Source organism: Luteitalea sp. TBR-22 (assembly GCF_016865485.1).
In the GTDB taxonomy this organism is placed as follows: Bacteria; Acidobacteriota; Vicinamibacteria; order Vicinamibacterales; family Vicinamibacteraceae; genus Luteitalea.
This window is the reverse complement of sequence record NZ_AP024452.1, coordinates 5,627,219-5,651,395: the sequence shown is the minus strand read 5'-3', so window position 1 is coordinate 5,651,395 and position 24,177 is coordinate 5,627,219. Positions and strand designations below refer to the sequence as shown.

General features: G+C 70.3%; 17 protein-coding genes. 3 read left to right on the top strand and 14 right to left on the bottom strand.

Annotated features, from left to right (window positions below; all coding sequences use genetic code 11):
* Nucleotides 1-90 precede the first annotated feature (90 nt).
* The 4 genes from TBR22_RS23250 to TBR22_RS23235 all read right to left on the bottom strand — a co-directional run bounded on the left by TBR22_RS23250 (nucleotide 91) and on the right by TBR22_RS23235 (nucleotide 5,961).
* A complete protein-coding gene (locus TBR22_RS23250; protein WP_239490227.1) occupies nucleotides 91-1,257 on the bottom strand; it encodes an exo-beta-N-acetylmuramidase NamZ domain-containing protein in 1,167 nt (388 codons plus the stop codon).
* A gap of 240 nt (nucleotides 1,258-1,497) precedes the next feature.
* On the bottom strand, nucleotides 1,498-4,035 hold the full coding sequence (locus tag TBR22_RS23245) for a fused MFS/spermidine synthase (RefSeq protein WP_239490226.1): 2,538 nt from the start codon (nucleotides 4,033-4,035) through the stop codon (nucleotides 1,498-1,500).
* Between the two features lie 46 nt (nucleotides 4,036-4,081).
* The gene (locus tag TBR22_RS23240; protein WP_239490225.1) at nucleotides 4,082-4,879 is read right to left on the bottom strand and encodes a PhzF family phenazine biosynthesis protein; all 798 of its coding nucleotides are present in this window, start codon (nucleotides 4,877-4,879) and stop codon (nucleotides 4,082-4,084) included.
* Entirely contained in the window at nucleotides 4,879-5,961 is a 1,083-nt protein-coding gene (locus TBR22_RS23235; protein WP_239490224.1) for a branched-chain amino acid aminotransferase, read from the bottom strand. Before TBR22_RS23235 ends, TBR22_RS23240 begins: the two co-directional genes overlap by 1 nt.
* Before the next feature lie 167 nt (nucleotides 5,962-6,128).
* Between TBR22_RS23235 and TBR22_RS23230 the strand changes: the two genes are divergently transcribed.
* Nucleotides 6,129-8,030 (top strand): hypothetical protein, encoded by a 1,902-nt coding sequence (locus TBR22_RS23230; protein ID WP_239490223.1) that lies wholly within the window; start codon nucleotides 6,129-6,131, stop codon nucleotides 8,028-8,030.
* Nucleotides 8,031-8,193: 163 nt separating this feature from the next.
* Here the strand turns inward: TBR22_RS23230 and TBR22_RS23225 are convergent, their stop codons facing one another.
* The 8 genes from TBR22_RS23225 to TBR22_RS23190 form a co-directional block, all read right to left on the bottom strand.
* Entirely contained in the window at nucleotides 8,194-9,840 is a 1,647-nt protein-coding gene (locus TBR22_RS23225) for an aminotransferase class V-fold PLP-dependent enzyme (protein ID WP_239490222.1), read from the bottom strand.
* Complete coding sequence (locus tag TBR22_RS23220; RefSeq protein WP_239490221.1) at nucleotides 9,837-11,093, bottom strand: RidA family protein; 1,257 nt, start codon at nucleotides 11,091-11,093, stop codon at nucleotides 9,837-9,839. The genes TBR22_RS23225 and TBR22_RS23220 overlap by 4 nt, the downstream gene beginning before the upstream one ends.
* Nucleotides 11,094-11,133: 40 nt before the next feature.
* The gene (locus TBR22_RS23215; RefSeq protein ID WP_239490220.1) at nucleotides 11,134-12,198 is read right to left on the bottom strand and encodes an RluA family pseudouridine synthase; all 1,065 of its coding nucleotides are present in this window, start codon (nucleotides 12,196-12,198) and stop codon (nucleotides 11,134-11,136) included.
* Nucleotides 12,199-12,354: 156 nt separating this feature from the next.
* A complete protein-coding gene (locus TBR22_RS23210; RefSeq protein ID WP_239490219.1) occupies nucleotides 12,355-15,435 on the bottom strand; it encodes a hypothetical protein in 3,081 nt (1,026 codons plus the stop codon).
* A 229-nt stretch (nucleotides 15,436-15,664) separates the two neighbouring features.
* On the bottom strand, nucleotides 15,665-17,185 hold the full coding sequence (locus tag TBR22_RS23205; protein WP_239490218.1) for a Gfo/Idh/MocA family oxidoreductase: 1,521 nt from the start codon (nucleotides 17,183-17,185) through the stop codon (nucleotides 15,665-15,667).
* A gap of 122 nt (nucleotides 17,186-17,307) precedes the next feature.
* Nucleotides 17,308-17,922, bottom strand: a complete 615-nt coding sequence (locus TBR22_RS23200) for a phosphatase PAP2 family protein (protein WP_239490217.1) — start codon at nucleotides 17,920-17,922, stop codon at nucleotides 17,308-17,310.
* A 112-nt stretch (nucleotides 17,923-18,034) separates the two neighbouring features.
* Nucleotides 18,035-19,198, bottom strand: coding sequence for an AAA family ATPase (locus TBR22_RS23195; protein WP_239490216.1), 1,164 nt, complete (start codon nucleotides 19,196-19,198; stop codon nucleotides 18,035-18,037).
* 13 nt (nucleotides 19,199-19,211) lie between these two features.
* Entirely contained in the window at nucleotides 19,212-20,468 is a 1,257-nt protein-coding gene (locus tag TBR22_RS23190; protein WP_239490215.1) for a hypothetical protein, read from the bottom strand.
* A gap of 77 nt (nucleotides 20,469-20,545) precedes the next feature.
* Between TBR22_RS23190 and TBR22_RS23185 the strand changes: the two genes are divergently transcribed.
* Both TBR22_RS23185 and TBR22_RS23180 read left to right on the top strand, forming a co-directional pair.
* Nucleotides 20,546-21,082, top strand: a complete 537-nt coding sequence (locus TBR22_RS23185) for a DUF3592 domain-containing protein (RefSeq protein ID WP_239490214.1) — start codon at nucleotides 20,546-20,548, stop codon at nucleotides 21,080-21,082.
* Between the two features lie 51 nt (nucleotides 21,083-21,133).
* Nucleotides 21,134-21,874: an RDD family protein gene (locus TBR22_RS23180; protein ID WP_239490213.1), complete on the top strand. Its 741-nt coding sequence runs from the start codon at nucleotides 21,134-21,136 to the stop codon at nucleotides 21,872-21,874.
* A 99-nt stretch (nucleotides 21,875-21,973) separates the two neighbouring features.
* Here the strand turns inward: TBR22_RS23180 and TBR22_RS23175 are convergent, their stop codons facing one another.
* Both TBR22_RS23175 and TBR22_RS23170 read right to left on the bottom strand, forming a co-directional pair.
* Nucleotides 21,974-22,768, bottom strand: a complete 795-nt coding sequence (locus TBR22_RS23175; protein WP_239490212.1) for an alpha/beta hydrolase family protein — start codon at nucleotides 22,766-22,768, stop codon at nucleotides 21,974-21,976.
* Nucleotides 22,769-22,980: 212 nt separating this feature from the next.
* Nucleotides 22,981-24,084 (bottom strand): alcohol dehydrogenase catalytic domain-containing protein, encoded by a 1,104-nt coding sequence (locus TBR22_RS23170; protein ID WP_239490211.1) that lies wholly within the window; start codon nucleotides 24,082-24,084, stop codon nucleotides 22,981-22,983.
* Between the last annotated feature and the right edge of the window lie 93 nt (nucleotides 24,085-24,177).

The window sequence follows — 24,177 nt, the reverse complement described above, 5'->3', positions numbered from 1 at the left end:
GATGCCGTGATGCCGAATGCCGGCAGGCCGGCCAACGACGTCGCGGCGGGATGTGAAGGCCCGGGGCCGAAGGCCGAAGGCCGTCCTGTGTCAGTACATCAGGCAGCTCGATCGCAGCGCGTTGAACGAGCTGGCGTCGAGTCGGCACGCCACGCTGACCTCCATGGGCGTGGCGCCGGCATCCACCGCGGTGCGGAGCACGTCCGACCCCGCGAGGATGTCGATCGGCATCTTCTCGTACTCGTACTCGTAGGGCGGCGGACGCCACGGGAGCTGCCGGCCGGGGAGCGCGTCGCGGAACTCGCACAGCAGCGCGATGGCCGCGTCCACCGATCGGAACCTGTCGCGATCGGTGACGTGCAACTGGCAGCCGCCGCAGGTCACGCGCGCGTGCTTCTGGAAGGTCGGCTCGAAGTACGCGGGCCGGAAGTGCACGCCGGGCAGGCCGTGCGCGTTGAGGCGCGCGGCCAGCCGCTCGGCGTCCACGCCAGGATGGCCGACCAGTTCGAACGGGCGCGTCGTGCCACGCCCTTCGGAGAGCAGCGTCCCCTCGAACAGCACCATGCCCGGATACACGATGGCGGTCTCGAGCGTCGGCATGTTCGGCGAGGGCATGACCCAGGGCACGCCCGTCGCGTCCCACCACTGGCCACGATCCCAGCCCTGCATGGTCACGGCCTCGAGCTGCGCACCGATGCCGAACTGCTCGTTGAAGAGGCGCGCGAGCTCCGCAATCGTCAGGCCGTGCCGCAGCGCGATGGGATAGAGCCCGACGAACGACTCGTAGCCCGGGATCAGCATCGGGCCCTCGACCACCCGCCCGCCGATCGGGTTGGGCCGGTCGCACACGAAGACCGGCAGGCCCCTGCGGGCGGCCGCCTTCAGGCAGTTGGCCATGGTGTAGATGAACGTGTAGACACGCGTGCCGACGTCCTGCAGGTCGATCACCAGGGCGTCGAGGCCCTCGAGCATCGCCTCGGTCGGCTCGCGCGTCTCGCTGTACAGCGAGTAGACCGGCACGCGCCGCGCCGGATCCTCGGCGTGCGGCGTCTCGATCATGTTGTCCTGCAGGTTCGAGTGGAACCCGTGCTGGGGCCCGAAGATCGCCCCGAGCGTCACCCCGGCGGCCTGATCGACCTGGTCGACCGCATGCACGAAGCGGGTGTCGACCGACGACGGGTTGGCGACGAGCCCGACGCGGAGGCCGTCGAGGCGTCCGGAGGCGAGCAGGCGGGTGAGGCCGAGCGTGACGGGCACGGGGCGATTCTAGCCGAGGGACAAGGGACCAGTACGCAAGTCACAAGGGAGGCAAGGGACAAGGGGCGAGGAACGGCAGGGACAAGGGACAAGGAGGCCCGAACCATCAGAGTCGCCCAGTGGCCTGCACGCCCCGAGGTGGATGCCGCGCCGTTCACGGAACTTCTCGTCCCTTGTCGCCTGGCTCTTCCTGGTCCCTGGTCCCTCGAACGCCCTTGTGACTCGCGTACGTGTCCCTTGTCACCTGGCTCGTCCCGGCGGCACGAAGGTCACTGGTGCCGCCGACTTGATGAACGGCCGCACGTCGCCGTACACGTTGCTCAGGTCCATCGGCTTCTCGCCCTGCGGCCGCGACAGGAAGTACTCCACCAGCGGGTGGTCGTCGGTGGTGACCGGGCCGTCGCCGACCAGCGCGCGCGCGTCCTCCGGCGAGCCGACGAACTGCTTGAGCAGCTTCTCCTCGGCGTCGAGGTTGAACCCCTCGAGCACCTTCCGCAGCACGGGATCGGCCAGCTTGCGGCGGTAGGCGTCGAGGTCGACCTTCAGCCGCCCCTTCATGCCGATCATCAGGCTGCCGTCGCCCCACAGCGTCATCTCGGGGAACACCTGCCGGAACGTCCGCAGGATCAGCGCGTACTCGGTCGCCGTGTCGCCGCCGTTCCACTGCAGCGCGATCCCATCGTCCTTGAGCGCCCGCTTGACCAGCTCGAAGTACTGCACCGAGTAGACGTTGGCCGCCCCGGCGTGGCGGGGGAGGATCACGTCGGCGGTGATGATGTCGTACTGCCTGGGCGGACTCAGGAGCAGGAAGTTGCGGCCGTCGTCGACGCGCAGGTGCACGTTGGGCTTCGTGAGCACGTCGCGGTTCGCCATGCGGAAGAACCTGGCGCCCTTGACGACGGTGCCCGAGAGCTCGACGACGTCGACCTGCACGTTGGGGAACATCGCGATGGCGCCGGGCGTGGTCCCCGCGCCGAGGCCCACCACGAGCGCCCGCGTCGGGTTCGGGTGCAGCGCGGTCGGCAGGAAGCCGATGCGGCTGTGGCCGAAGATCGTCGACCGCATGTCGTTGGACTGGTGCATGCCGTCGAGGTACATGATCCGCATGCGGTCCTGCGGGCGCGGGCCGGTGCGTCGCTCGTGGATGGCGACGCTGGTCTGCACGCCCTCCTCGCGCCAGATGCGGCGCTCGTTGCGGTGGAAGTTCACGAGCGCCACCTCGAACGGGTCGACCTGCAGCGCGGCGAGGGTGCCGAAGATGCCCAGGGCGACGACGGTCATCGTCAGGGCGGCGCGCCGCTGCGTCTTCCACAGCGACATGACGAGCAACAATGCGCCCGCGAGGGTCACGCTGGCCAGGGTGAGCAGCGTGCCGGTGCTGCCCAGCGTGGGAATCAGCACGAAGCCCGCCCCGGCGGCCCCGACGATCGCCCCGCACACGTTGATCGAGTAGAAGATGCCCGCCAGCTTGGCGGCGCGTCCATCGTCGGTTGCCGTCCCCGCCCACACGCGCAGGCCGATCGGGAAGGCCATGCCGAGCAGCAGTGCCGTCGGGAGGATGGCGAGCAGGCTGGCCACCAGCAGCGGCGACAGGTAGGCCACGACGGGCGAGTCGGTGAGCGTGCGCCGCAGCCAGCCCATCGAGTACACGGTGATCCCGAGGCCCTGGAACGACGACAGGGCGAGCACCGCGATCCCGAGCTCGAGCCCGGCCAGCCACGCCAGGAGATTGCGGCCGCGCTTGAGGATCGGCGAGGCGAGGTAGCTGCCGATCGCGATGCCCGAGAGCACCGTGCCCAGCATCAGCGTGAAGGAGTACGTGGTCGGGCGCAGGAAGATCACGAGGACGCGGAACCAGAGCACCTCGAGCGCGAGCGACACGGCGCCCGAGAGCCCGAACACGAGCAGCACCGCGACGCGCGTGAAGGTGGAGGCCTCGACGTCACCATCACGTAGGCGTCGACCCTGGGCGGCGCTGGATTCGGCCGCGGTGTCGGCGTTGGCTGACCGTCGGCCCAGGCCGACGGCTACGGACTGGGGTGGGGCGACGGCGTCAGGCGTGGCCGGCGACGTCCGATTGCCGATTCCCGATTCCCGACTCCAGTGAGCACTGTCGGTCCTCGTGCTGGCGACGATGGCGGCGATGCCGATGAGCGCGTTGAGCGACGCCGCCAGCCTGAACGCGGCCTGCAGGCCGATGCCCGGAATGAGCACGAAGCCGGCCAGCAGCGCGCCGGCGATGGCGCCGGTGGTGTTGATGCCATAGAGCAGGCCGATGCGTTGGCCGACGTCGCGGCTGCCGCCCAGCGCGGACTTCAACACCAGCGGCAGTGTCGACCCCATCAGGACCGTCGGCAGCAGCAGCACCGCGAACGAGAGGAGGAAGCGAACCAGCGTGAGCTGGCCGAGATTGCCGGCCAGCGACGGGTACCACCCCATGTACAGCCGCGTGACGGCGTCGAGGGCCCACGGCGTGAGCAGGGCGGTGATGCCGACGAGGAGCTCGGCGATGCCGAAGAGGCGCAGCGGGTGCTTGGTGCGCTCCGCCACGTAGCCGGCGATCAGGCTGCCGATGGCCAGGCCGCTCATGAAGCTCGCGAGCACGGTGCTGGCGGCGTAGACGGTGACGCCGAACACCAGCGCCAGCAGCCGGAGCCAGAGGGTCTGGTAGATGAGGGCGCAGAACCCGGACAGGAAAAAGAGGGTCAGGAGCAGGGGCAGGAGCCAACCGACCGTGGCGCGACCCTTCACCTGCGGAGCCTGGGTACCGTCGAGCATCCGGAAATGCTAGCAGGCTGTCGGACAGGGCAGGTAGGGCCCGGGGCTAGACGGTGATCGTGCCTTCGAGATAGCAGACCGTCTGGCCGGTCATCCGCACGCGGTCACCGTCGATCGTGCAGCGGAGTGCGCCGCCCCGCCTGGAGACCTGCCGCGCCTCCAGCGTGGTCTTCGCGAGGCGATCAGCCCAGTAGGGCACCAGGGTGCAGTGGGCCGAGCCGGTCACCGGGTCCTCGGCGACGCCTGCCGCCGGGGCGAAGAACCGCGACACGAAGTCGGCGCCCGGCGACAACGCCGGGTCGGCCGGCGCGGTGGCGATCATCGCGAAGACGCCCAGCGCCTTGACCTTGGCCATGTCGGGCACCAGCGCCCGCACCTCGGCCTCGGTCTCGAATACAGCCATGCAGTCGCGGGCGAGCCACAGCTCGTTGGGCTCACCGCCGAGCGCCACCGCGACCTGCCGGTCGCGGGGCAGCGGGCGCGGCCGGCGGGCGGGGAAGTCCATCGTGTACGCGCCGCCCTCGCGAGCGACCACCAGCGGGCCGCTTCGCGTGTCGAACGTCACGGCTGGCGCATCCTGCCCGAGGTGCTCGTACAGGACGGCTGCCGCGGCCAGCGTCGCGTGGCCGCAGAGGTCGACCTCGACCTCCGGCGTGAACCAGCGCAGGTGGTAGTGCGCGGGGCCGGTCGGCACGAAGAAGGCCGTCTCGGCCAGGTTGTTCTCGGCGGCGATGCCCTGCATCGTGGCATCGGCGATCCAGGTCTCGAGCGGCACCACCGCGGCCGGGTTGCCGCGGAACACCTCCCCCGTGAACGCGTCGACCTGATAGATCGGCAGGCGCATCAGATGACCACCCGCCAGCCGCGTGGGTCCGGATCGAGGCCGTACTGGATGCGCGTGATCGCGTCGTAGAGGCGATTGGCAATCGGCCCCGGGTCGCCGCCGTTGATCACCATGTCGCCATCCTCGCTGGCCAGGGTGCCGACCACCGACACCACGGCAGCCGTGCCGACGCCGAACACTTCCTGCAGCGAACCCTTCGCGTGTGCCTCGCGCACCTCGCCGATCGACACGAGCCGTTCCTCGACGGGCATGCCCCAGTCGCGGGCGATCGTCAGCACCGTCTCGCGCGTGATGCCGGGAAGGATGCTGCCCCCGAGCGGCGGGGTGACCAGCGTGCCGTCGATCACCAGGCACAGGTTCATCGTCCCGACCTCCTCGACGTACTGGTGCCCGATGGCGTCGAGCCAGAGCACCTGGTCGCAGCCGCGCGCGCGGGCCTCCTCGGCCACCTGGAGGCTGGCCACGTAGTTGGCCGCCGCCTTGGCCGCACCGATGCCGCCCTTGACCGCGCGCACGCGCTCCTTCTCGACCCAGATGCGCACCGGCTTGAGGCCGCCGGCGTAGTAGGCGCCCACCGGCCCCGTGATCACGAAGAACGTGTAGGTCTTCGAGGCGCGCACGCCCAGGAACGGCTCGGTCGCGATGATCGTCGGCCGGATGTACAGCGCCGTGCCGGGCGCCGACGGCACCCAGTCGGCATCCACGTTGACGAGCTGCGCGATGCCCTGGACGAACAACTGCTCGTCGATGGCCGGAATCGACAGCCGCCCGGCCCCGGTGGCCATGCGGTGCGCATTACGGTCGGGGCGGAACAGCGCGATTCGCCCGTCGGCCTGCCGGTACGCCTTCAGGCCCTCGAACATCGCCTGCCCGTAGTGCAGCACCGACGCTGCGGGATCGAGCGACAGGGGGCCATAGGGCACGATGCGCGGGGCGATCCAGCCCTGTCCCTCGACGTAATCGACCACCAGCATGTGGTCGGCGAAGTGCTTGCCGAAGCCGAGGGCGTCCTCCGCCGGGCGGGGACGGGGCGACGAGGTCCGGGTGACCGGGATCACGGGGGCAGACGCACTGACGGACATGGGTGGAGCCTCCTCCGCGTCGCATCCCGCCCCCGACCCTGCCCGAGGCGGGCCGGGCGCGTGCGACGCCGATTGCGCCGATTGTAGCTTGCCGGGCACCGACAAGCGGCGTAGTGTTGACGTTTGCCGCACGCCCGCGGTTCCTCTTCGGGCGTGCCTCGAACCCCGTGACCACGACACCTCTCCGGGACTGGCTCCTCGCGGACCTCGAACCGGACGCCGCTGCCGGCCACGCCCCGATCCACACCGCCTCCTGGTGGAAGGTGATGTGCCTGACCGGGGTCGACTACTTCTCGACCCTCGGCTACCAGCCCGGCATCGCCTTCCTGGCCGCCGGCGTGCTGTCGCCGCTGGCGACGCTGGTCCTCATCGCGCTCACGCTCCTCGGGGCGCTGCCGGTGTACCGCCGCATCGCCGCCCTGAGCCCCCACGGGCAGGGCAGCGTCGCGCTGCTCGAGCAACTGCTCCCGCGCTGGCGGGGCAAGGCCCTGGTCCTCATCCTGCTGGGCTTTGCGGCGACCGACTTCGTGATCACCATCACGCTGTCTGCCGCCGACGCGACCGAGCACATCATCCACAACCCGTTCGCCCCCCACTGGCTCGACCACCCCGTGTGGCTCACGCTGCTGTTGCTGGTGATGCTCGGCGCCGTGTTCCTGAAGGGCTTCCGCGAGGCGATCGGCCTGGCCGTGGTGATCGTGCTCGGCTACCTCGCCGTCAACGTCGTCGTGCTGCTCGTCGAGTTGTGGGCGATCCTCCACCACCCCGAATACTTCTCGAACTGGCGTACGGCCCTGCTGGCCGCTCACGGCAATCCCGTGATGATGGTGGCCGTTGCCTTGTTCCTCTTCCCGAAGCTGGCGCTCGGCCTGTCGGGGTTCGAGACCGGCGTCGCGGTGATGCCGCTGGTGCAGGGCGACCCCGGCGAGACCGAGGCGCAGCCGACGGGGCGCATCCGTGGCACCGGGCGCCTGCTCACGAGCGCTGCCCTGATCATGAGCGTCCTGCTCCTGGCCAGCAGCCTCGCCACGACGCTCAACATCCCGGCATCGGCATTCGAGGAAGGGGGCGAGGCCCGTGGGCGCGCGCTCGCCTACCTTGCCCACCGCGACCTCGGCCACGTGTTCGGCACGGCCTACGACATCCTGACGATCGCGATCCTGTGGTTCGCCGGCGCGTCGGCGATGGCCGGCCTGCTGACGCTCATCCCGAAGTACCTGCCGCGCTACGGCATGGCGCCCGACTGGGTGCGCGCCACGCGGCCGCTGGTGCTGATCATCCTGGCCGTGACCTGCGCGGTGACCCTGATCTTCCAGGCCGACGTCGAGGCGCAGGGTGGGGCCTATGCCACGGGCGTCCTCGTGCTGATGACCTCCGCCGCGCTGGCCACGACCATCCACGCGCGCCGCACCGGCGGCCTGGCGTGGGCCTTCGGCGCGATCACCCTGGTCTTCGCCTACACGACGGTCGTCAACGTCATCGAGCGGCCCGACGGCATCAAGATCGCCAGCTTCTTCATCGCGTCGATCATCGGCACGTCGCTGCTCTCGCGCGTGCTTCGCTCCACCGAGCTGCGCATCAAGCACGTCAAGTTCGACGAGGCGGCCGGCGCCTGGCTGGCCTCCCTGACCGCGCCGACCGTGCGCGTGATCGCCAACCGGCCAGACAAGGGTGTGGAGGCCGAGTACGCGGCCAAGTGGCGCGAGGCGCGCAGCAGCCACCACATCGAGAGCCTCAACAACGTGCTGTTCCTCGAGGTGCAGCCGGGCGACGCGTCCGAGTTCGTCGACGACGTGCTCGAGGTGACCGGCGTGCAGATCGGGCCGTATCGCGTGCTGCGCTGCAAGAGCCCGGCGGTGCCCAACGCGATCGCGGCGCTGCTGCTGCACGTGCGCGACGCGACCGGTCGCGTGCCCCACGCCTACTTCGGCTGGACCGAGGGCAACCCGATCGCCTACCTGCTGAAGTTCATGGCGTTCGGCGAGGGCGACACCGCCCCGGTCACGCGCGAGGTGCTGCGGCAGATCGAGCCCGACCCGCAGTGGCGCCCGAGGATCCACCTGGGCTGACGCCTCGCCGGACGTAGCTGGCGCGCTTGCGCGACGGTCAGGGGCACGTCAGGGGAGGATCGGGTCGTCCGGAGCGTCGCCCAAGGGCGACGCCTACACCCGGCCTTCCCGGCGCCCGCCTTTCCGGTGCCCGGAACCCGGTGCCCGGTGCCCGGAACCCGGCCTACGTCGCCAGCGGCGGGCCCTTCGGGACCACGACGCGCGTGCGCGGCTGCGTGTAGGCGTGCTTCTTCGCGGTGAACGTCGCCGTGAGGTACTCGCCCATGTGGATCGAGCCGGCAAGGGCGTCGCCCGACACCGTACCCGAGAACGTGAAGGTGACCGCACTGCCGAGGGTCCGCTCGACGCTCCGCAGCGTCACGTTCGCGCCCTCGATGGTGCCCACGACGTCGCGGGTCGAGAACTCGCCCTGGTGCGTGCCCCGCAGCCAGTTGCCATCCTGCTCGAGCGACAGCGTATGCCGGCCGGTGCTGCTCGAGAACGCGATGTCGACGTCCCACCGTCCGGCAACGCTCGTCGACGGCGCCGGCATGGCCGTCGATCGCGGCTCGCGCTTGGCCGTGAGCACGGCATGGATGCGGTCGGCGACGATCCGCGCGTCGCCCGGCTGCATCATCCACGCGGTCACCGAAATCGAGGTGGCGTCGGCATCGGCCTGGCGGCCCCGGCCGCCGGCGCCCACCGCGATGCGCGGCTTCGTGCTCGCCAGCAACTCGGCGACATCCTCGCCGGTGATGTGCAGGGCGGACGGATCCCACGAGATCGTGAGCGCCGGGCTGCGGTTGGAGAGCCCTGTCGGCAACTGCACCGACGTCTTCACCCCAGTCACGGTCGAAACGCGCGCGCTGATCGTGTCGAGCCACGAGAGCCAGGTCTTCCAGTCCGCGTCGTGGTCGCGCGTCACCCACGCCTCGACCGCGGCCAGCATGCCGAGCGTCTCCTCGCGCCCGACCTTGTTGTCGCGGCCCGGACCGTGGTGCGGCGCGCTGGCCTGCCACGCCGAGAGCAGCAGGTCCTTGCGACCGAGCAGCAGCCCTGCGCACTGCGGCCCGCACAGCGCCTTGCCGCCGCTGTAGGCGACGACGGTGGCGCCCTGCTGGAGGTGCACGTTGGGGACGGTGAGGATCTCGGCGGCGGCGTCGATCAGGATGGGGATGTTGCGCGGCCGCGCCATGCGCGCCACGTTCTCCAGCGACAGCGGCCCGGAGGTCGAGCCCTCGCCGGCGTTGAGGTAGATCATCGCGGTGCGCGGACCGAGCGCCCGCTCGAACTCCTCCGCCGTGTCCACCGTGATCATCGTCACGCCGATGTTGCGGATGGCCGCGTCGTAGACGTTGCGTGAGTAGCGCGGGCTCACCACCTCGGTCTTGTCGAAGCCGGCAAGATTCGGGATGCGGACGAGACGCTCCGGGTTGCCGCCCGTCACGCATGCCGCGGTGACGTGCTTGAGCCCGGCGGCGCAGCCCGCCGACACCATGCCCCATTCGGCGCCGGTCAGCTCGGCGAACCGCTGGCCGACGGCCATGGCGAGCTCGTCGATCTGCACGAAGTGCCGGCTGGCCGCGTCCATCGCCGCCCGCACTTCGGGACGCTCGATCGACCCGCCGATGATCGTGAACGTCCCGCGGCAGTTGATCACCGGCTCGACGCCGATCGACTGGTAGATGTCGGGACCCGGCTTCAGGGGACCGGCCGCCGTCGCGCCCGCGGCGTGCGTGGCCGCGCCTGCGACGAGCGCCGGCACGGCGAGGGCATGGCTCATCTGCAGCAGTTCCCGGCGAGTCACGCCGTCGTCTCGGAAGTCGGTCATGGTTTCTGCCTCACGGCGATCAGGGAGATCTGCTCCAGGCCCGGGAAGGTGTCCTCGTTGCGGGGGGTGCGGTCGATCGGCGCGACCTGCGCCACGGTGGTGCGGGCCGGCGGGTCGGTCGGGAAGTACTGCGCGTAGACCCGGTTCATGCGCGCGAAGTCCTGCATGTCGTCGAGGTACACGTTGGTGGCCACCACGTCGGTGAGCGCGAAGTCCGCCTCCTCGAGGCCGTCGAGCAGGTTCCGCATCGTCTGCCGCACCTGCGCCTCCACGCTGCCGACCCAGATGCCCTGCAGGGTACCCGGTCCTGCTGCCGGACCCGGCGTGAACGGTCCCTTGGCGGAGCAATAGTACGTGTCGTCGGCCAGCACGCAGGGGCTGGCCGTGGCGCTCGGCTTCATGTTCTTCGGTCGGTAGGCGCGACGCAATGACAGATCCGCAATCGCCACGCCGGTGAACGCGATCGTCGTGCCGCCCGGCAGGCTGGTGACGCTGATGGTGGCGCGGGCCGGCGTGTTGCCGAACGCGAAGTGCCGCGCGTAGATGTCGTTCATCCGCCGCGAGGCGGTGCTCGTGAGGTAGGGGTTCACGAACACGACATGGCGGAAATCGAGGCCGGCCGCAGACAGGACGCGCCGCATGTTGTCGAGCGCGAGCTGCACCTGCGCGTCTGGGTCGGTGGGGACGACGCCGGTGACCTCGTCGGCGCCCAGGGCACTCGACAGGAACAGCCGGTTGCCGGCCCTCACCGCTGGCGACCACGACCGCGGTCGAAGGCCGGGCGGCGCGATAGGCGTCCGCCGCGCGAGGTCGCGGAAGGCGACGGCGTTGATTTCGACCCCGATGTCGGTCGGCAGTCGATGCACACCGAGCACGGCGCGCGCCGGAGGCGCCGTCGGAAAGAACTCCTGCCACACGCGGTCCATCGTGTCGTACTGCGCCATGTCGGTCAGGTAGACCTGGCAGTACGCGACGTGCGCGAGCGTCAGTCCCGCGGCGTCCACCACGGCCTTCACGTTCTGCAGCGTCTGGCGGACCTGGCCCTCGAAACTGTCAGGCAAGCGCCCGGCGGCATCGCGTCCGCCCTGGCCGGACACGTAGAGGAAGTCGCCAGCGAGGATGCCGGGGCTGTACGGCCCGATCACCGTGACGCCCGGCGGGGTGATCACGCGCGGTCCGGCGGCCGACGGCAGGCCCTCCGCCATCAGCAGCAGACTTGCGGCAAGTCCGATGAGTGGCGCGGCACGTTTCATGGCACCTCGAGGGGCGGTCGGCGGCGCGGGCCGCCATGGTTCAGGCGTGCGGCGTGGTGGCCGGACGAGGTCGAGCGACGCTGGCATCCCAGGTGCCGCCGGGGTTGACGCCCAACGCCTGCAGGCGCGCCGGGATCGGTGCCGTCACGTCGAGCAACTCGCCCGTCATCGGGTGGGGCATCACCAGCCGCCACGCGTGCAGCGCCTGTCCGTCGAGCGCATCGACCTGCGCCTTCGTCATCGGCGGAAGCTTCGCCTCGGCCTTGGCGCTGCGGTAGATCGGGTCGCCGGCGATCGGCCAGCCGGCGGCCAGCAGGTGCGCGCGGATCTGGTGCAGGCGTCCGGTGCCCAACGTGCACTCGAGCAACGCAAGGCCGTCGGGCATCGGCCACGTCGAACGCAGGCGTTGCACGTACGTGATCGACGGCCAGCCCTCGTCCACCACGCCGACCTGCGGTGGCCGCTCGCCGATCTTCCCCAGCGGGTAGGTGATCGTCGCGTCCTCGGGTGGCTTGCCGATCACCACGGCCAGGTAGGTCTTGGAGGCGTGATCGGTGGCGAGCAGGCGCGCGGCGCGCGCGTGGACGCTGCGCGACTTGGCCACCAGCAGCACGCCGGATGTGTCGCGATCGAGCCGGTGGACGAGGCCGGGCCGCGCCGTCGCGTCTTCCCAGTCGCGCGCCTTGTGGAGCAGCGCGTTGAACAACGTGCCCGACTGCAGCCGTCCAGTGGGATGCGCCACCATGCCGGCAGGCTTGTTGACGACGACGAGCCACTCGTCCTCGTAGAGCACGGGGACGTCGAGCGCCTCTGGCGCGTGCACCCTGCGGACGCGCGGCGTGGGGAGCGTGACGACCACCTCGTCGCCCTGCCGGAGGGACGACGAGGCGCGACGGCCCTCGCGGCCGTTCACCGAGATGAGGCCGGCGTCGAGCCAGCGCTGCACGCGGGTGCGCGACACGCCCGGCTCGTCGGCCAGGTGGCGCATCACCGCCTGATCGAGGCGCAGGCGCTCGTCGCCGCGGTCGGCCACGAACTGGCGCTCGACCACCGGCGCGGTACTGCGCCCAGCGTCGCCCGACTCGGGACCCGTCGCCCTCGACATCCCTTCATTGTCGCTCCAAATGCTGCATCGAGGTAGGGCGCGGTGTCCCACCGCGCCGCCGTCGGATAGCGGCGGCGTGGGACACGCCGCCCTACCGCTGTCACCCGATCAGCTCCCCCAACCCCGGCCGATCCGCCGCCGGACGGGCGGCTCACGCTACTGGAGCCTGGTCGCCAGGGCATTCGTGCCTGCGGCCCATGGCTGGCCCGGTGCATCCCAGTACATCGCCCGTTCGACCACGATCCGGGCCGGCGTCGCGCCAAGGCTCTCGACGATCGCGCCGAACCGTCGCCCGGCAGCCTCGGGAAAGAATCCACCGACGGGCACGTTGAAGCGGCTCCTGGCCGGGAGGTCGGCGTAGGTCTGCTCGGCATTGGTGCCGTCCTCGAAGAGCAGCGTCACCCTGACGGTGGCCGGCACATCCGACGTGTTGGCGATCAGGATGTAGGTCTCCACGCCGAGCGAGCCGCCCGCCTCGCCCTCCGCCAGTGCCCACCGCGTGCCGGTCGTGGTCGCGCCAGGCGAGTTGTGCGCCTCGTACCATGCAGCCTGCGGCCACCACATCGCCCGTTCCACGATGATCGGCACCCCGTTGGTCGACCGGATGGTTGTCGACACCGCCGTGTCGGCCAGGACCGCATCCTCGTAATCCACCCAGATGTTGAAGCGGCTGGTCGCCGCGACGTTGTAGTGCTTCACCAGCGTGCGGCCGTCCGGCAGGAGGTACGTCGCCTCGATGGCCGCCGCCGTGCCCCCGGGGTTGGCCACCAGGACGAACAGGTCGAAGTAGGGTCCGGTTGCCCCTTCGGCGAGGAACCACTCCAGCGCTGGCGCGGTGACACCCGCGCTCTCGTGGCCTGCCCCGAACGTCTGTCCTGGCACGTCGGCGTACATCGCCCGCTCGACGATGATCGGGCGGCCGTTGAGCACGTCGAACACGGCCGAGACGTCCGTGTTGGCGAGCGCCTGGCCGAGGCCCGGGAAGGTCTCCAGGTCCACCCAGATGTTGGTCCGGGAGTTCGCGGGCAGCGTGTATGTCTTCTCGAGCGGTGCCCCTGTCGGTCGCAGGAACCGGACGCGCACCTGCGACTCGGCCGAATTGGGGTTCTGCAGCAGGTAGAAGAGATTGAACGCGTTGTGCGTGGCGCCCTCGGCCAGGTACCACGTGAGCGCCGGTGCGGCCAGGGCGGTCTCCGTGTGCGCGCCGTAGGACTGGCTGCCACCCCAGCGCATCGTGCGATCGACGATGAGCGGGAGGTCCGACTCCACCGAGGTCGAGAACTCCGCCGTGTCCATGCCCGCGACGGTCTCCACGTCCACGGTGGCGCGTCCCATCGCTGGCACCGACAGGGGTTGGGCCTGCACCGTCCCGTCCGGCTTCAGGTAACGCAGCAAGGCCATGGCGGGCAGCACGTTCGGGTTGGCGAGCGCGATCCTCGTCTGGAACAGGCTGCCCGTCGCGCCTTCGGCCAGGTGACGGTACGCCGTGGCCGTGGGATGGTGCTGTTGCGCGAGTGACTGAAGGGGCGTCAGGCCATTGCCGTTGACCGTGCTCGCATCGGTGGCGTCGTTGGGATCGAGCCCGTAGGTCAGTTCCCACCAGTCGGGCAGCGTGTCGTGGTCGGTGTCGGTCGACGAGCCGGGGACCAGGGCCATGGCCTTCAGGCGCACCGGCACCTTCATGACCTCGCCGTCGGCGAACCTGACGATGACGAGGTTGCTGCTGCCGTCGGCCAGCAGTGGGGCCGAAAATCGCACGGTGTGCGCGTTCGGCGTCGAGACGCCCTTGGCGGCCACGCCTCCGACGGTCACGGTGGGCGGCGCGGGCGGCGCCGAGAGCGGCTCGGGCAAGACGCCGATCGAGTACAGGAAGCACATCGTGACCATCGCTTCCGAGTACTGATCGGCATGATCGTCCAACCCGAGTTCGACGTTGCTGTAGATCGGGCGTCCAGGCGTCGGCGGACTCGGCGATGCCGGCGTAGCGATCGCCGTGGTCGGCGTCATGTCCTGAACGGATCTCGAGATCATGCGGCCGAAGACGTTCAACCTGCCGTTGGTGGGGTCGTCGAGGTTGGACGCATTGGACGAGAAGACGACGACGTCCAACTCCGGCGTCGCAGGCGCCAGCGCCGCCTGCATCGCGAGCCCGTTGGTCACTTCGGCCGTGACCGTCCCCGAGGCCTGCAGGTTCAGGTGGTTGTCGGTGGACCCTTCGTCCCAGAGGTAGATCTGGTCCGCGATCTCATAGGCCACCTTCGAGCCGGTGTGGTTGATGGCGGCCCTGTAGCCTCCGAACTCGGCGGTGCTGACCAGCACCACCGCATCAGGGTCCTGCAGGGACAGCGTCAGGTCGTAGCGGTAGATCTCCCAGAACGTCTTCGGGGTGGGCTCCGACGACATGTTGTACGCCTGCGATTCGAAGACGACGAACCGGCCATTGCCGCTGATCGACGGGCGCAGGCTCGAGCCTTTCGGCTGGATGTCGTGGAAGGCGTTCAGGCGGCGCAGGTCACCCGTGGCCCGGTTCTTCACGAAGACGTCCGGGCAGTTGTTGTCGTCGCCGGCGGCCGCTCCTGTCGCGAGCGTGTTCGAGTACGACTCGAAGGCCACCAGGTTCCCGTCGGCGCTGATCGACGGGTACTGACTGTAGCCGTTCTTCCCCTCGACGTTGCCCGGCCTCGTGCTCACCCGCTCGATGCCGGTGCCATCGAGCCCGACGACGAACACATCGGTGGATCCGTTGGTGTCGTTGGCCACCATGTTCCCGGCCAGGCACTCGAACGCGACGAGGCCGACGTTGGACATCGACGGCCGGCCGCAATGCGAGTTGGGCACGCGCAGCGTCGCCCCGGGCCAGGTGCGGCTGACCCACGTGGTGCTCCACGTGGCCTGGGCACCTGCGATGCGCCTGACGTAGACGTTGGACCACCCGCTGGTCTCCGGTGCACCGAGGTTGGTGGCCGTCGAGTTGAAGGCCACGACGTTGCCGTCCGGCGAGATCGACGGGTTCTCCGACGGCCCGTTGGCTTGCGCGCCACCGGTGGACACGCTGAGCCTGACGATGACGGCCGGATTCGCACGCCCGTCCCACAGGAAGATGTCTTCCTTGCCGTTGGTGTCGTTGGCGACGAGGTTGGAGGCCTTCGACGTGAACACGATTCGCAGGCCATCGGCGCTCACGCGCGGCTGGTAGGAATCGTGGTTGGCCGGCGACCGGTCCGGGGCCCTCGACATGAGGTATGCCTGCCCGGACACGAGAGTGGAGCAGCCAAGCACAGCCAGCAGCCCCAGGACGACGCATCGTCGACACATGGGAACCCCCGCTGCGGCGACCGGGAGAGGCGGAAGTCAGGCGGCGCGTCGCGACATGCGCCAGAGGACCTGACGCAGCTCTACTGTCGCGCCGACGTCCAGCAGCGTCAAGCGATTTTCGTCGCGGCCACTCGGTCGGCCGGGACCCCAGCTAACCGATGATCGCCTCCCACCCCGGCCGGTACGCGGCGCGGCGGATGAGCGCGTTGGCCTCGTCCGAGTTGGTGAATCGGGTCTGCGCTGCATCCCACAGCAGGCGCTTGTAGGGCACGCGCAGCGCGATGCCCGCCAGCGCGACGGCTTCGGCCAGTGGCGCCACGGCCGCGAAGCTGCCTTTCGAGGACTTCCCCTGCCTGATGGCGTTCACCCATTCATCGTCAGGACTCGTCGCGTCGAACTCCGGCACCACGACCGACCCGGCGAAGGCCTGCTGGCGCTTCTTCGGGAGGAGCCGAGGGGCATTGGCCCGGAAGTCGCACAGGATCTTGCCCGCGTCGCCGACGATCAGCATCCCCTCGTCGGCGAAGTCCTCGCCGTCCTCGAGCAGTTCGTCGGGTGTCGCCGGCTTCATGCCGCCGTCGTACCAGTAGGTGTCCACCGCCGGGCGCGTCGTCGTCGCCGGATGCCGCCAGCGGATGGTGCTCGACTTGGGGAAGGCCACCTTCGACACGTGGCCGCCCTTGCTGACCCGTGTGCCATCGACCCAGGCGTCGTTGTTCGGTCGCGCCTCGACCCACTCCGGCACGCCGAGGCCGAGGATGCGGTACGGCTGCCACAGGCTGTAATGGCCCATGTCGCCGAGGCAGCCGGTGCCGTAGGCGTACCAGCCGCGATATACGGAGAACGTGTAGGCCGGATGATATGGGCGATCCGGCTCCGGGCCCTGCCACAGCGTCCAGTTGAAGCCGTCTGGCACGGGCGGACCCGACGCGTGGTACTCCTGCATGCCCTGCGGCCAGAACGGCCGGTTCGTCCAGTTGTGTACCTCGCGCACGGTGCCGATCGCGCCTGCCGCGATCCACGCCGCGAGCGTGTGTCGGTCGGGCCGGTTGCTGTAGGCGAGCAGGTGCGAGGGCGCGGTGCTCTCGCGCGCCGCCAGGAGCGTGCGCCGGACTTCGTGCAGCGTCGCGGCGACGGGCTTGTGCGAGATGGCCGCCTTGTTCCTGCGCAACGCCGCGATGTTGATCGGCCCATGCTGGTGGTCGGGCGTGATGTTGACGATGCCCTGGATGTCGGTCTCGCGCTCGAGCATCTCGCGGAAGTCCTCGTACGCGCGGATGCCGGCGGCGGGCCGGCCCTGCTTGCGGTACCAGGTCTCCATCACCGACTTCGCGACCTCGCGTCCGCAGCGGGTCGCACGGTCGCCCTCGCCCCACGTCGGGTCGTCGAGGAACTTGCGGATGGCCGCACGGACGCCGAAGGGGCTCCAGTCCACGTAGTCGTCGCTGTTGCGATTGGGATCGACGACGGCGACGAACTGAAGGTCGGGGCGACGCACCAGGTTCGTGTTGACCTGCCGCATGGCCTGGGTGCCGCACCCGACCTGCGCGAGCACCACCATGTCGCTCGGTGCGATGTGGCCCCGGCCGCCGAGCACGCGGCGGGGGACGATGGTGAAGGCTGATGCGGCCGCGACGCGGCCAAGGAAGTCTCGACGCCCGAACGTGGTCATGGTCGACTCCGAGAGTTCGGAAAAGGTAGGGCGCGGTGTCCCACCGCGCCGCTGTCGGATACCTCGCCGCGCGCCCAGCGGCCGGGTCGGAGACCCGGCCCTACCCTGGGCACGGTGCCCCGCTAGCCGTCGAGGCGGTCGACCACGAGTTCGATGAGGGCGAACGTCGACCAGACCAGCGCGATGGTCATGAGCAGGTCGCTGGGCCAGTGCGCGCCCATGCGGATCCGGGCCCAGGCGCCGAGGAGCACGAGCAGCCACGCGACGATCGAGATGGCGAGTCCCGCGTCGCGCTGGCGCGTGCGGAAGGCGTAGATGGCCAGCGGCATCCAGGCGCTGAACCAGGTGGTGGCGAACGTCGAGGGGAACGAGAACCCCGAGGCCGGGCGGACCACCTCGACGAACTCCGCCGTCGGCCGCGCGCGGTGCACGACTTCCTTGAGCGGCTCGCCGCCGTACCACCAGATCAGCATCAGCACGGCCGTGGTCACCAGGCCCTTCAGGCGTCCGCGCCACGTGGCCAGGAGCAGCCCGGTGCCGAGCACGCCATACACGACGGGCTTGGCGGCCAGCGACGTGAGCCACGCCGCGAAGCCGACCGGCAGCGGCAGCCGCTGGATGAACCGGGCGACCTCGGGGTCGTACGGCCATCGCGGCACGAACATCGCCAACGGGAGCACGAGCGCGATGAGGACGAGCGGCAGGATCCAGCGGGGACGGGAGGAAGCCTTCGGCACCGGTGGATTCTAGCGGAGGTCGTGACTCATGGCTCAGGGCTCATGGCTCATGGCAAGCTCCAAGGCCCAAGGCCCAAGGCCCAAGGCCCAAGCCCCAAGGCCCAAGGCCACGTCAGCGCCCCGGCCACTTCCACACCGGCTGGTCCTGCCAGGGGATGTTGGCGACGACGGTCTCGCCGTGGCGTTTCTCGAGGGCGACGACATGGCAGTCGGGCTCCGAGGCGAGCGCGTCGATGAGGCGCGGGGCGTGCGAGACGACGATGACCTGCGTGGCGCGTGAGGCGGTGGTGATGAGGCGTGCGAGCGCCGGCAGCAGGTCGGGGTGCAGGCTCGTCTCCGGCTCGTTCAGCACGAGCAGTTCCGGCGGACGCGGCGTGAGCAGCGCGGCGGCGAGCAGCAGGTAGCGCAAGGTGCCGTCGGAGAGCTCCGCGGCGCGCAGCGGGCGGAGCAGGCCATGCTGGCGGAGCGTGAGCTCGAACGTGCCCTCCGCCTCGACGACTTCGACGCGGGCGCCCGGGAAGGCATCCTCGACGGTGCCGTGCAGCGCCTCGGCGTCGCCGATCTCGTCGATGGTCTGCCAAGCCGCCGCCAGCGACGCGCCTTCGTCATCGAGCACGGGCGTGTGCGTGCCGACCTGCGGGCGGCGGGCCGGCGCGTCGCGATCGGTGCGCAGGTGGTCGTAGAAGCGCCAGCCGCGCATCTGTTCGCGGATCAGCAACGCCTCCGGCGCGCGCAGCGGATCGGCGCAGTGGGTCAGCATCGTGTCGAAGGTCGCCAGGTCCTGCAGCAGCGCGTCGAGTTCGCCCTCGGGTGTGCGACCCAGCACCAGGTTGGCGCGCCTGTCGAGGAGCACCGAGGAGAGGCGGAAGGTCGAACCCGTCCAGATCACCTCGCGTTTGATCTCGGGATCGCGGAAGAACGCCGTCTTGCGAGGCGACGGCAGGCCGAGGTCCACCGCGTACGAGAACGTCTCGCCCGCGAAGCCGAGGCGCAGGCTCACCACCTGCTTGCGGGTGGTGCCCTGCACCGGGTGGTCGCCGGCGCGCACCGCCCGCGACGGCTGCTCGGGGCCGGCCCACAGCGTCGACGACAGTCCGCCCTCGCGCGCCAGCGCCGGCACGAGCTGCCCCTGCGCCGCGTCGGCGAGCAGGCGCAGCGCGCGGTAGATGTTCGACTTGCCGCTGCCGTTCGGCCCGGTGACCAGCGTCAGCGGCTGCAGCCCCAGCACCAGTTCGCGCAGCGAGCGGTAGTCGGCGACGGCAAGCGTGCGGATCACGGCGCGACGCCTCTCATGGCTTCGCGGGCGACTGCCCGGGCGAGATGCGAGCGACGAAGATCTGCCGCGTGCCGTCACTCGCGTCGAGTCCAGGGAACAGGAACGCATCACTCGACCGGTTCCAGGCCGGCGATCCGTCGATGCGGAGGTCGCCCGAGGTGAATCGGCCCCTCGTCATCTCCGGCGTCCGCGCCCATGTCTGGTCGGCCAACCGCAAGACGGTGTAGCCGTTGCTGCCGCCCGTGCTGTGGCCATTGACGAACCATCGGCCATCCGGCGAGAGCGCGATGTCGCCACCTGGCTGGGGGAACACACCGGGCCCGCCGATGGTCGCCACCACCTGGCGCGTCGTGACGTCGTAGACGACCTGGCGCCCGTCCTTGACGCCGATCATCCGCGTCCCATCGCGCCATTCGGGATGGCCGCCCAGGTACTCGTGCATCGTCAGCCCCGTCCCGTCGGGCCTGATGGTGCACGGGATGTCGATCCGCTGCCGCGGGTCGTCGAAGTCGGCGCGCACGTAGAAGTAGATGTGACTGTCGTCGCGGCTCCAGAGCGTGTGGTTGATGAACAGGGCCTTGCCGGCGACGTCGGGCCGCACCGGCCGCACCAGATCCGCCAACTGCGCATACGACACCAGCAGCCGTCGCGTGCCGTTGGCCGTGTCGACCACGTGGATGCCATCGTCGCGCGGGTGGAGCACGCCGTCGGTGTAGTCGTGGGCGCCCGGATAGCCGGTCACGCGCCTCAAACGAGCCAGCCTCGCGTAGTTGATCGCCAGGTAGCGTCCACCGCGCTGGGCGACGCCGCTGTTGGCCACTGGCGTGTCGTCGAACCGGAACTCGCGCACGCGGCGGCGCGCCGCGAGGTCGTAGAGGACGGTGAACACCTTGCCCGACGTCAGGTCGCGGTCGTTGAAGAAGAACCGCGTGGCGGGTGCGAGGGGATCCCAGTAGAACATCGTGCCCTGTTGGGGATTCCACCCGCGCGACTCCGTCAGCGGGACGACGCGGTCGGCCCGGGCGGTGTCGATGACGGTGACGTCCGCCGCATCGGCCGGCCCTGGCATGCGGTCCTGGAAGCCGGTCCGAAGCGCGAGGACGTAGCGCCCGTCCCCGCTCCACGGGATCGTGCGCGCCTGCCCGATATAGCCGAAGAAGTGGTGCCGAGGCCCGCGGGTCAGTTGTGACACGGTCACGTGCCAGTCCGCCGAGGTCGGTTGCAGGGCCAGTCCCAGGCCCGCGAGGAGTGCCATCGCCGCCGAGCGCATGTCGGTATCCTATGGCCTCCCGGTCGAGGCGCGCCTCGTCCGTGCGCTATCGGGCCTGCCGACGTTGTAGTCCCCTGATGGCCCATCGTGCGAGGCTCGCAGGCCGGTCGCCCGGCAACCCCACGCGCACGCTGCGCGTCATGCGCACCGTGTTCACGTCGGTCTTCCTCGCCGTGCTGGCGGCGGCCGCCCTCTCCACCTGGCAGGCCTGGCGGACGCGAGACTTCAGGCCGGTGCCCGGCGAGATCATCTCCCGTGGTGTCAGCTCGACGAACCAGCGATCGACGTCGACGCGCCGGACGAGCCGGCCGTCGCAGTTCCTGCACCTCGTGTATCGCTACGAGGTGGACGGTCAGGCCTACCAGGGCGACCGCATCCAGGCGGGCACCTTCGGCATGACCAGTGGCGACAGCCTGCGACGGTTCGGGGACCGCTTTCCCGAAGGCCAGCAGGTGCAGGTGTACGTCGACCCGGCCGACCCCGCCAACGCCGTCCTCGTCCCCGGGTTGTCGAGCGTCGCGAAGCTGCTGTATGCGCTCAGCGGCTTCCTCGGCTTTGCCGTGTTCCTGATGCGCGCCCTGACCATGCCCCGGAAGACACGGGTGCCGCAGTGAGCGCAGGCTGGGCCAGGACGGCATCCCGTCACTCGTATCGCAGGAGCAGGCATGGCCGGACGCACGTTCGACCTGGTGACGCACCAGGTGGTCGACGACTCGTTGCTGGGGCGCGAACTCGCGCCGCCGCTGCGGCGGTTGCTGGCGTTCGGCATCGACGTGGCGCTGATCGCCGTGCCGACCGTGATCGCGGCAATCCTGTGGTCGGCGCTCGCGCTGCGCGTGAGCGACAGGCCCGCTTACGATGCCCTGCGCGCCATCCTCGATGGTCGGGTGCGCACCGAGGCGCAGTCGCTCGACGCGATGACGGCCCTGCTCCCGACGCTGGTGGACATCGGCGCGCAGGGACTACCGCTCGAGGCGATCACCGCCGTGCACGCCGGCCGCCCGCGCGACGGCGCCGCGTACATGAAGGACGTCGACATGGAGCTGTCGCTCACGTTCAGTGACGATGCGCGGGCCGTCAAGCCGGGGCACGTGCGCGTGCCGGTGGCGAAGTTCGTGCCCGACCTCGCGCGCTGGGCGGCCCTGTTCGGCGTCCCGGCGCTGTATTTCACGCTGCTCGGCCTCACGCCGTGGGGGAGCATCGGCAAGCGCCTGCTCGGCCTCGAGATTCGCCGCATCGACGGCCAGCCGATGACGCTCGGCACGGCGTTCGACCGCTTCGGCGGCTACGCGTCGGTGCCCGGCACGCTCTTCACGGGCCTCACCGATCTGTGGCGCGATCCGAACCGCCGACTCGCGCACGATCGCGGTGCCGGGACGGTGGTGCTCAGGCGCCAGTCGGCATGACGGGAATCGGGAGTCGGGAGTCGGGAGTCGGGAGTCGGGAATCGGGAGTCGGAACCTGGCGCTCGTTTCGTTGAGTCGCAAGCCGTAAGCCGTACTGCCTTACACGCGGGCGGCGAAGAAGCGCAGGGAGTCCTCGAGGTGCCTCTCCCAGTACTCCCACGCGTGCGCGCCGGGGAACTCCTCGTACACGTGCGGGATGCCGCGCTCGGCGAGCGCCCGGTGGAGCGCGCGGTTCTCCTCGATCAACTGGTCGTCCACGCCGCAGTCGAACCGCACGGCCGGCAGCCGGTCGCCGGCGCCGACCATTGCATCCAGCACCGACACATCGCCCGATGCCGCGCCGAGCGACGCCACGTCCTCCTCGATGAACTGCGCCATCTGCGAGAGGTGCGTGATCGACGAGTGTCCCGACACGGCTCGCCATGCGCCGGGATGCGTCGCGCCGAGCCTGAGCGCGCCGAAGCCGCCCATCGACAGGCCGGCGATGAAGCGAGGTGCCTCGGGCGACAGGCCGGGGATCGCCTCCCGCGCGGCGCGCGGCACCTCGTCGACGACCCACCGCGCAGCGTCGAATCCGTCGCCGTGTCGCACGTAGCCCGAGCCGTCGCCGCGCAGGCCGTCGGAGGGCATCGCCAGCGCGAACGGCGGGATGTCACCGGCTGCCACCAGTCGCGCCGCCGTGCGGTGCGCGCCGCCCTGGAGCGCCCAGCTCCAGTGGCTGCCGTACACGCCGTGCAACAGGATCACGAGCCCGGCGGGTGGCTCGTCGACTTGCGGCGCCCACACCGTCACGTCGCCGCGGCCGCGCAGGGAGGCACTCTTCACGGTGACGTGACGCAGGCCGTCGTGCTCGAAGCGGGGGTCGGAGATGCAGATCGTGCGGAATTCAGCCATGGATCCAATGCGGTCGAACGTGGTCATTCGCGAGGCATCACTGACCGTCGGCCCCAGGGCGACGGCTACACACGGAGGACGGGTTCGACTGACCGTCGACCTGAAGGTCGACGGCTACAGAAAGGGACGGAGCTGACGGCTACGGCCAGGTGGATGCTCCGAAGGCCGACGGCCGCATGCCGAAGGCCGACGGCCGAATGACGAAGGCCGTCTCAGAACAGAATTACTCCCTTCGCGTTCCGCCCCGTGAGCATGTCGTCGATGGCCTGGCCGAGCTGGTCGAGCGTGTACGTGCGCGTGACGAGCGCATCGAGCTGCAGCGCGCCCTTGGCGTAGAGCTCGAAGATGCGCGGGAAGTCGCGCGACGGCACGCAGCCGCCGTACAGCGGCGTGACGTAGCGCTTGTTCCACATGAACCACGGCATCGGCACCGACACCGCGTCGTTGATGCCGCTGACCTGCAGCGCCTGCCCGCCGTCGCGCACCAGGCGGAGCGGCGCGAACGCGAGCGCCGGCACGCTGGTCGCCTCGAACGCGTGATCGGCCCCGCGTCCGTCGGTGTGCTGCCGCACGCTCGCCGCCATCGCCTCTAACTCCGGGTCGTCGCGGCCGGCGAGCAGGGCGTGGGTGGCGCCGAACGCGCGGGCCCGTTCCAGGGCCTCCGCGTTGGTGTCGATCGCGATGATCGTCGTCGCCCCGGCCACCCGCGCGCCCTGGATGACGTTGAGGCCGACACCGCCGCAGCCGAGCACGGCCACCGAATCGCCGGGCTGCACGCGCGCGACGTTCACCGCCGACCCGAAACCCGTCATCACACCGCAGCCCGTGATCGCTGCCACGGGAAACGGCACCGACGCCGGGATCGGCGTCACGGCCTCCTTGCGCACCAGGGAAAGACCCGACAGCGTGCCGATGTTGAAGGAGCGGTCGATGGGAGAACCGCGCCATCGCGTCCCCGCCGCGTGCGCGTGCCCGCGCGAGGGCGCCATCACGTGCGCCGGCTTGCTGACCTCGCACAGCACCGTATCGCCGCGCTCGCACTGCGGGCAGGCGCCGCACGGGATGCACCAGTTGAGCACCACGGCGTCGCCCGGCCGCACATGCGTCACGCCCGGGCCGACCTCCCGCACCACGCCGGCGCCTTCGTGGCCCATCACGAGCGGTCGCTTCCACGACAGCGAGGCATGATCGGTGTGGCAGATCCCGGCCGCGCGGATCTCGACGAGCACCTCGTCGGCCAGCGGGCTTCCCACTTCGACGGTGTCGATCGTGAAGGAGCCGACCCCGTCGGCGATGGCGGCACGCGTGGGTGTCATGGGCGCACAGCTTAGCCGGTTGCGTCGACCAAGGTCGACGCCTACACCTGACTGCGGCAGATCTGCGCCTGTAGCCGCCGACCCTGGCCGGCG

Excerpts from the sequence above, each read along its gene's own strand:
- TBR22_RS23245 (WP_239490226.1), bottom strand. The coding sequence starts at position 4,035 with ATGCTCGACGGTACCCAGGCTCCGCAGGTGAAGGGTCGCGCCACGGTC.
- TBR22_RS23240 (WP_239490225.1), bottom strand. The coding sequence starts at position 4,879 with ATGCGCCTGCCGATCTATCAGGTCGACGCGTTCACGGGGGAGGTGTTC.
- TBR22_RS23235 (WP_239490224.1), bottom strand. The coding sequence starts at position 5,961 with ATGTCCGTCAGTGCGTCTGCCCCCGTGATCCCGGTCACCCGGACCTCG.
- TBR22_RS23225 (WP_239490222.1), bottom strand. The coding sequence starts at position 9,840 with ATGACCGACTTCCGAGACGACGGCGTGACTCGCCGGGAACTGCTGCAG.
- TBR22_RS23220 (WP_239490221.1), bottom strand. The coding sequence starts at position 11,093 with ATGAAACGTGCCGCGCCACTCATCGGACTTGCCGCAAGTCTGCTGCTG.
- TBR22_RS23215 (WP_239490220.1), bottom strand. The coding sequence starts at position 12,198 with ATGTCGAGGGCGACGGGTCCCGAGTCGGGCGACGCTGGGCGCAGTACC.
- TBR22_RS23210 (WP_239490219.1), bottom strand. The coding sequence starts at position 15,435 with ATGTCGAGGGCCCCGGACCGGTCGCCGGCCAACCACGATTCCTACCAG.
- TBR22_RS23205 (WP_239490218.1), bottom strand. The coding sequence starts at position 17,185 with ATGACCACGTTCGGGCGTCGAGACTTCCTTGGCCGCGTCGCGGCCGCA.
- TBR22_RS23190 (WP_239490215.1), bottom strand. The coding sequence starts at position 20,468 with ATGCGCTCGGCGGCGATGGCACTCCTCGCGGGCCTGGGACTGGCCCTG.
- TBR22_RS23185 (WP_239490214.1), top strand. The coding sequence starts at position 20,546 with ATGGCCCATCGTGCGAGGCTCGCAGGCCGGTCGCCCGGCAACCCCACG.
- TBR22_RS23180 (WP_239490213.1), top strand. The coding sequence starts at position 21,134 with ATGGCCGGACGCACGTTCGACCTGGTGACGCACCAGGTGGTCGACGAC.
- TBR22_RS23175 (WP_239490212.1), bottom strand. The coding sequence starts at position 22,768 with ATGGCTGAATTCCGCACGATCTGCATCTCCGACCCCCGCTTCGAGCAC.
- TBR22_RS23170 (WP_239490211.1), bottom strand. The coding sequence starts at position 24,084 with ATGACACCCACGCGTGCCGCCATCGCCGACGGGGTCGGCTCCTTCACG.